Genomic DNA, 3271 nt, shown 5'->3' on the forward strand with positions numbered 1-3271 from the left:
AGCCATTCCCGGCCGATACCCCGCCGCCCCCAGGCGCCGAGGCGCCCCCGCACGCGGCCACGGCCGCGCCGGACCCCGGCTGGGCCGAAGCGCTCGACCTCCTCGACCCGGACGAGCCCCGCCTCGCCGACCTCGCGCGCTGCCTGATGGCGCACGGCGCCCCCGCCCCCGAGGTCGGCTACGAACTGGGCGAACAGGCATGGCAGGCCGAACTGGCCTGGCCGGACGCCAGAGTCGCCGTCGTCCTCGCGGGCAACGACGACGAGGCCACCGGCCGCTACCACGCCTACGTCCAGGCCGGCTGGGAGACCCGCGCGGCGGCCTGGTGGGACTGCGACGAACTGGCGGAACGAATCAAGGCGGCGAACCCATGACCACGCAGGGCGAGGCCACGCTGCGGCTGCTCGACAAGGCCGACAAGGAGATCCAGAAGCTGCCGCGCGTCGTCAAAGGCGCGATCTACGAGTTCCAGCACCACTTCCGCAAGAACCCCGACGCGCGCGGCCTGCGGCTCAAGCCGCTCCAGGGCCACACCCGGCTCCACTCCGCCCGGATCAACGCCGAATACCGGGCGCTGCTGCTGCACGCCGGCGACCGCGACTACATCCTCGTCGCCGTCAGGCACCGCAAGGACGTCTACGACAACCTCGACCGCTACCAGTACAAGATCAACGATGTGACGGGCGCGATCGAGTTCGTCGACCTCGTCAGCGTCGAGGAGAACGTCTCCACGCCCCGCGCCGCGCCCCCACCGGTCGCGAAGGAGCCCGCGCCCCCGGAACCGGCGCCGACCCGGCCGCTGTTCGCCGGCCTCACCGACGACCAGCTCCTGCAACTCGGCGTCGCCGCCGTCCTGCTCCCCCTGATCAGGAAGATCACCACCGAGGAGGAGCTGCTCGGCCTCACCGAACTCGCCCCCGCGCTCACCGAGGAAGTGCTCCTCGAACTGTACTTCGGCAAGACGTTCGACGAGGTCCTCGACAAGATCACCGCGCCGGTCCAGGCCGAGGACGACGTCGACACCGAGGACTACGCGACCGCCCTCAGCCGCCCCGCCACCCGCGTCACGACGTCCGACACCGAACTGCAGGCCGTCCTCGAAGACGACTTCGGCCGCTGGAAGGTGTTCCTGCACCCCGGCCAGCGCAAACTCGTCGAACGCGACAACAAGGGCTCCGCCCGCGTCAGCGGCGGCCCCGGCACCGGCAAGACCATCGTCGCGCTGCACCGCGTCAAACACCTCACCGACCGGCTCCCGCCCGGCGGCAAACCCGTCCTGCTCACCACCTACAACAAGAACCTCGCCGCCGACCTCCGCAAACGCCTCCTCGAACTCGGCGGCCCCGAAACCGTCTCCCGCGTCGAGATCGTCAACATCGACAAGCTCGCCGCCGACGTCGTCGCCCGCGCCGAACCCGGCGGCAAGCGCCGCTGGATCGACGACGCCAAAGCCGTCCAGGAATGGCGCGCCCTCCTCCTCGAACTCGGCGAGACCGGCTGGGACCCCGAGTTCCTGCACGCCGAATGGACCCACGTCATCCTCGGCATGGCGGGCAACTCCCGCGCCGACTACTTCCGCACCCGCCGCCCCGGACGCGGACGCAGCATCGGCCGCGCCCAGCGCGCCGAGATCTGGCGGCTCGTCGAGAAGTTCCGGCTCCGCCTCGACGAGAAGAACCTGTGGACCTACCGGCAGGTCGCCGAACACGCCGCCCGCCTCGAACAGGAACGGGCCGAGAAGATGCGTCGGCACCGGGAAGGCGCCCTCAACGTCCACCGCGAGGACGCCTCCGTCGCCCGGATGCGCCCCCGCTACTCCCACATCGTCGTGGACGAGGCACAGGACCTCGCCGCCGCGCACTGGAAGATGCTCCGCGCCATGGTCCCCGAAGGACCCGACGACATCTTCCTCGTCGGCGACGTCCACCAGCGCCTCTACGACAACTACGTCTCGCTGAGCGTCCTCGGCATCAACATCCGCGGGCGCCGCTCGTCGCGGCTCACGCTCAGCTACCGCACCACCCACGAGATCCTCGGCTCCGCCGTCCGGCTCCTCGGCGAAGAGCCATGGGACGACCTCGACGGCGAGACCGGCGAACTCACCGGCTACCGCTCCGTCCTGCGCGGCTCCCGGCCCGTCCTGCACGGCGCCGCGACCTGGGAGGACGAGCAGGACTACATCGCCGCCCGGGTCAGCGACCTGATCGACGGGCCCTCGCCGTCCATCGCGATCAGCGTCCCGGAACGCGCCATGGTCGCCGAGGTGGAGGCACGCCTCGCCCGCGCCGGCATCGCCGCCGCCTCCATCGGCCCCGACGGCCCCCGCGCCGACGACGTCGTCCACGTCGGCACCATGCACCGCTTCAAGGGCCTCGAATACCAGCACGTGATCGTCGCCGGGGTCTCCGACGGGCTCGTCCCGCAGGCGTACCTGCGCAGATGGGAGCAGTCCGACCCGGCCCGGTACCGGCGGGAACTCCAGCGCGCCCGCTCCCTGCTGTTCGTCGCCGCGACCCGCGCCCGCGACACCCTCCACGTCACCTGGCACGGCGACCCCAGCCCGTTCCTGGGGGACCGGTGAAGATCGGCGGCCGCTACGCGCGCGGCAACCCCCTCGGCATCGGGGGCATGGGGGAGATCTGGGAGGGCACCGACGACCGCCTCAACCGCCAGGTCGCCATCAAGGTCATCCGCCCCGGCCTGCCCGACCGGCCCGCGGCCCGCCGCCGCTTCTACCGCGAGGCCCGCATCCTCGCCCGCCTCCGCCACCCCGGCATTCCCGCCCTCTACGACTTCGGCGCCCACGACGACGACCTGTTCATCGTCATGGAACTCGTCCCCGGCGCCGTCGGCCTCCGCGACCTCATCGCCGAACGCGGCGACGACCCGCTCCCCGTCCCCTGGACCGCCCTGATCGGCGCCCAGTTCTGCGCCGCGCTGGCCGCTGCGCACGGGGCCGGGCTGATCCACCGGGACCTCACCCCGTCCAACATCGTCCTCGCCCCGGACGGCGCCGTGAAGATCCTCGACTTCGGCGTCGCCGGGGCCGCCGACCGCGCCGAGTTCTCCGAGATCACCCACCCCGGCGAGGTCCCCGGCTCCGCCCACTACATCGCCCCCGAACTCGACGGCCACGCCGGCGCCGACGCCCGCAGCGACCTGTACTCGGCCGGCTGCGTCCTCTACGAACTCCTGACCGGCCACCACCCCACCGAACCGCGCGCCGCGTTCCGCGACGACCTCCCCGAACCACTGGCGCACGTCATCGACG

3 protein-coding genes are annotated in these 3271 nt (G+C 72.1%); all 3 read left to right on the plus strand.

The features are described from left to right. The coding region (locus E1285_RS46255) for a hypothetical protein (protein WP_165967035.1) at positions 1–374 on the plus strand (374 nt) is incomplete at its 5' end. Beyond that, on the plus strand, positions 371–2581 hold the full coding sequence (locus tag E1285_RS44035; RefSeq protein ID WP_132160852.1) for a UvrD-helicase domain-containing protein: 2211 nt from the start codon (positions 371–373) through the stop codon (positions 2579–2581). The genes E1285_RS46255 and E1285_RS44035, both read left to right, overlap by 4 nt. Then, positions 2578–3271 (plus strand): serine/threonine-protein kinase (locus tag E1285_RS44040; protein ID WP_132160853.1); only part of this gene is annotated, 694 nt, incomplete at its 3' end. The genes E1285_RS44035 and E1285_RS44040, both read left to right, overlap by 4 nt.

The sequence above is a fragment of the Actinomadura sp. 7K507 genome, from assembly GCF_004348425.1.
Taxonomy (GTDB): Bacteria; Actinomycetota; Actinomycetes; order Streptosporangiales; family Streptosporangiaceae; genus Spirillospora.